A 4,655-nucleotide genomic window follows, 5' to 3' on the forward strand; every position below is an offset into this window, starting at 1 on the left:
GGCTGAAGCCTGGCCGTTTTTTCTTTTTCCGGCAATTATTTTGTTTGTTGGTCTTTTTGCTTTTTCCCGGTCTGCTGGCTGGCCTTAGGCGGCTGGCCGCCGCGCGAGCGTTCCTGCCATTTCTCCGGCTTGGCTTCGCCCTGGTGCCAGACTTCGACGTCAGGCTCCTTGGTCCGCGTGCTGTGCAAAACCAGCCGGCTGATCAAGTGGCTGAGCGGCTTGTACTTCTCGCCCAGCAGGCCGATCGATTCCACGAACAGCTCAACGGCAATCAACAAGCCGACCAGCAGCAGCGCCATCGCCCAGATCGGCGACAGCAAAAACAGCATGGACACGAAAGAAAAGATGAGCGACAAGGCATAGATCACCAACACCGTCTGCCGCTGGGTCAAACCCAGGTTCATCAGCTGGTGGTGCAGGTGGTGCTTGTCAGCCTGGGAGATCGGCTTCTTGTTCAGCTTGCGCCGGATCATGGCGTAGACCGTGTCTGAAATCGGCACGCCCAGGATGATTACCGGCACCAGCAGGGAAATAAAGGTGACGTTCTTCAGCCCCTTCAAGGCCAAAACCGAGATCATGAAACCCAAATACAGGGCCCCGGTGTCCCCCAGGAAGATCTTGGCCGGGTTGAAGTTATAGGGCAGAAAGCCCAGCAGGCAGGCTGCCAGCATGAAGCAGGCAATCGGCACGTACAAGCCCTGGTTGCGCAGGAAGAAGTAGCCGACAATCCCCATCGTCAGCAAGGAGATGCAGGAGACGCCGGCCGCCAGCCCGTCCAGGCCGTCGATCAGGTTGACGGCGTTGGTGAGGGCCAGAATCCAGAAAATCGTGATTGGCAGGCTGAGATACCACGGCAGGCTGATCGTCTGTCCCGTGAAGGGAATGTTCAGCTCGGTCATTTTGATCTCCGCCAAAAAGTAAACGATCAGGGCCGCGATAAAAATCCCGCCCATCTTCTGTCCCGGCTTGAGTTCTAAAATATCGTCGATCATCCCCGTCAGCACGATCACGCTTGAAGCCAGCAAGAGAGCAAACAATTCATGCGTTGGGAACTGTTCTCTCAGCAAAATGAAGGTTCCAATGTTATAAGTCACGAAAATCCCCAGCCCGCCAATGGTCGGCATGGGTTTCTTGTTGACCCGGCGGGCGTTTGGATTGTCCACGGCCCCCAAAACAAAGGCCAGCCGCCGGATGAAAGGCGTGATTGCCACCTGGATGATCACCAGTAAAAAAAGGTCGACAATAATCTTAAACATGTAATTCTACTTTCTGAATCTAATTGCCTTAATTATACCGGGCTTTGTGCTGTTTTGCCAAACGATAACAAAAAGTCCAGAAATTAATCTGGACTTCCTGCTTTATTTGGCAACTGCCACGGCACGTTTCTCCCGTATTACGGTGATCTTGATATTGCCCGGGTAATCGAGTTCTTTCTCCACCCGGTCCCGGATCTCGTGAGCCAAAACCGTGATTTCATCGTCAGAAATCTTGGCCGGCTCAACCATTACGCGGACCTCCCGGCCGGCCTGGATGGCATATGCCTGCTTGACGCCGTCATAGCTGTTGGCAATGTCTTCCAGTTCCGTCAAGCGGCGGATGTAGTTCTCCAAGCTTTCACTTCTGGCGCCTGGACGCGCAGACGAAATCGTGTCTGCGGCTACGACCAGGTCAGCAATGAAGGACAGCTTCGGCACATCTCCGTGGTGAGCGGCGATCGCGTTCACCACCAGCTCCGGTTCATGGTACTTCCGAGTCAATTCAACACCGATTTCTACGTGGGAGCCTTCGATATCGTGGTCGATTGCCTTGCCAATATCGTGTAATAATCCCGCGCGAACCGCTAATTTTTCATCCAAACCAAGTTCGGCTGCCATCGTCCCGGCCAGCTTCCCGACTTCAATCGAGTGCGCCAGCACGTTCTGACCGTAAGAAGTCCGGTATTTCAGCCGGCCCAGAATCTTGACCAGTTCCGGGTTCATTCGGTGAATCCCCAGTTCCATCAAGGCACTTTCCCCAGCTTCATAAATATCGTCGTTGACCTCTTTGCGCGCTTTGTCAACCATTTCTTCGATCCGGGCCGGGTGAATCCGCCCGTCCTTGATCAGTTTCTGCAAAGCCCGCTTGGCAACTTCCCGTCTGATGGAGTCAAAGCCGCTCAAGGTGACCGTCTTTGGCGTATCGTCAATGATCAGGTCAACCCCCGTCATGGCCTCAAAGGAGCGAATGTTGCGGCCCTCGCGGCCGATGATCCGCCCCTTCATGTCATCGTTAGGCAGATCTACCACCGACACGGTCGTTTCCGCAACCGTGTCCGCGGCACTGCTCTGGATGGCGTCCACGATGATTTGGTGGGCGAAGCGGTCGGCCTTGGCGCTGATTTCTTCCTCGCTGGCCCGGATCATCTCGGCCTTTTCCTTGGCCAGGTGGTCGGAAACGTCGGCCAAAACGATCTTTTTGGCTTCTGCTTCATCCAGGCGGGAAATCTCCAGCAGCTTGTCATTCTGCTTCTGCACCAGTTGTTGCGCTTCTTCCAGCAAACCAGCAGCTTTTTCTTCCTGCTGTTTGATTTGGTTCTTCCTTTGTGTGAGCTGTTTCTCCCGGTCATCCAGCAGATTGCTGCGGTGATCCAGGGTATCTTCTTTCTGCTGGAGACGGTTTTCCTTGCGGGCCGCTTCATCGCGCCGCCCGTTCAGCTCGTCTTCAACCTTCTGTCGGTAATCCCTGATTTCTTCCTGGGCCTCCAAGATCTTGGCCTTCTTCTCCGTCTCAGCGTCACGCTTGACGGCTTCAGCGGCCTGCTTCTGCGCCTGCACTTCAGCTTTGGCGACTTCAACCTCGGCATTGGCTTTGGCTAAAAGGGCCTCCCCGCTTTGGCGAGCATGCTCGGCCTTGGTTTCCCAGGCATTCTTTCTGATGGCATAACCAATCAGGCATCCCACGGCAAGTGAAATAAGAAAAATTACAGCGACTGTTGCGAGATAAAATATAGTATTATTCATCATAGATTACGTCGCCCTTATTTTTAGAATTATTCACACATTACTAATCATATGTTAGATTTTTGATCAAGTCAATTGCTTGATACCCTGGAAAAGATAAAAAAAGACTGCCGGCTTTTGCCGGCAATCTTTTCTTGCGCGAAAAATGCTTTATTTCTCTGCTGGAGCCGTTGCTTCCGCTTCCGCGTCGGCAGCCTGGGCGGCAGCTTCTTCTTTCTTGTTGCGCTGCTCCTTGATCTTTTCCGGGTTTTCTCTTTCTTCGATGGACTCGGCGTCGATCCCGTAGGCCTTGCGGACCTGGCCCTGGATATCCTCGTAGATGTCCGGGTGTTCTTCCAGGTACTTCTTGGCGTTTTCCCGGCCTTGGCCGATCTTTTCGCCGTGGTAGGAGTACCAGGCACCAGCCTTGTCCACGATGTCCTGGTCGGCTGCCATGTCCAGCAGTTCCCCTGACTGGGAAATCCCGTGCCCGTACATGATGTCGACTTCGGCCACCTTGAACGGCGGGGCAACCTTGTTCTTGACAACCTTGATCTTGACCCGGTTGCCGATGACGTTGGTGGACTGCTTGATCTGTTCAGCCCGGCGCACTTCCAGACGGATGGTCGAGTAGAACTTCAAAGCCCGGCCGCCTGGCGTGGTTTCCGGATTGCCGAACATGACGCCGACCTTTTCCCGGATCTGGTTGATGAAGATGGCAATGGTCTTGGTCTTGGCAATGGTCCCGGACAGCTTGCGCAGGGCCTGGCTCATCAGCCGCGCCTGCAGGCCGACGTGGGAGTCGCCCATTTCACCTTCAATTTCAGCCCGTGGCACCAAAGCGGCTACGGAGTCGACGACCACGATGTCGATGGCCCCACTGGAGATCAAGGTGTCCGCGATCTGCAGCCCTTCTTCGCCAGTGTTTGGCTGTGACAGGATCAGCTGGTCAATGTCGACGCCCAGGGCTTCCGCGTAAGCGGGATCCATGGCGTTTTCCGCATCGATGTAGGCCGCCGTGCCGCCGCGCTTCTGGACTTCAGCCACCGCGTGCAGGGCTACCGTGGTCTTACCGGAAGATTCCGGCCCGTAGATTTCCACGATCCGGCCACGCGGGTAGCCACCCACGCCCAAAGCGGCATCTAGAGCCAGGGAACCGGACGGAACAGTTGAAATCTGCGTGTCAACTTTCTCGCCCATCCGCATTACAGCGCCTTTGCCGAAATTCTTTTCAATTTTCTTTAAAGCAGCTTCAAGAGCAGCTTGCTTTTCATCTTTAGCCAAATTTTTTCCCTCCTGGAGACTTACTGATATCTATTATACTTTGAATGCCTGTCTAAATGCAAGAAAAAGACGAACTAGCGTTCAAAATTTTCTCCTCTAACTATAAATACAAGAAAAATGGCCGTTTTTTCTTAACTAAAAAAGAAAATGAGCACCTAAACCAGGATACTCATTTTCACGATAACAAATTTCTTTAAAAAGCCGCAGGCTTACATTGAGCCCTTGAAGACGTCCCATGAAGAGTGGAAGTAGTCATAGCCTGAGTAGATCGTAAAGATCAAGGCCAGGTAGAGCAAAATGGTGCCCAAGTGGAAGATGTCGCCAAACAGCAGGAAGATGATCGACAGCATCTGGCAGGTCGTCTTGATCTTGCCCGGCATGGCAGCTGCCATG

At 53.6% G+C, this 4,655-nt stretch carries 3 protein-coding genes and 1 pseudogene; all 4 read right to left on the reverse strand.

Annotated elements, in window-relative coordinates; genetic code table 11:
* Nucleotides 1–35: 35 nt before the first annotated feature.
* A complete protein-coding gene (locus lacNas_RS11285; RefSeq protein ID WP_201330479.1) occupies nt 36–1,256 on the reverse strand; it encodes a glycosyltransferase family 4 protein in 1,221 nt (406 codons plus the stop codon).
* Nucleotides 1,257–1,358: 102 nt separating this feature from the next.
* Complete coding sequence (gene rny, locus lacNas_RS11290) at nt 1,359–3,002, reverse strand: ribonuclease Y (RefSeq protein ID WP_373868026.1); 1,644 nt, start codon at nt 3,000–3,002, stop codon at nt 1,359–1,361.
* 147 nt (nt 3,003–3,149) lie between these two features.
* Nucleotides 3,150–4,262, reverse strand: a complete 1,113-nt coding sequence (gene recA, locus lacNas_RS11295; RefSeq protein ID WP_201330480.1) for a recombinase RecA — start codon at nt 4,260–4,262, stop codon at nt 3,150–3,152.
* 209 nt (nt 4,263–4,471) lie between these two features.
* Nucleotides 4,472–4,655: pseudogene (locus tag lacNas_RS11300) on the reverse strand (CDP-diacylglycerol--glycerol-3-phosphate 3-phosphatidyltransferase); the annotation flags it as partial.

This window comes from Lactobacillus nasalidis (assembly GCF_016587775.1).
Taxonomy (GTDB): Bacteria; Bacillota; Bacilli; order Lactobacillales; family Lactobacillaceae; genus Lactobacillus; species Lactobacillus nasalidis.

What these genes read in the sequence shown, in the direction of transcription:
- lacNas_RS11285 (WP_201330479.1), bottom strand. Translation starts at nt 1,256, where the DNA reads ATGTTTAAGATTATTGTCGACCTTTTTTTACTGGTGATCATCCAGGTG.
- rny (WP_373868026.1), bottom strand. Translation starts at nt 3,002, where the DNA reads ATGATGAATAATACTATATTTTATCTCGCAACAGTCGCTGTAATTTTT.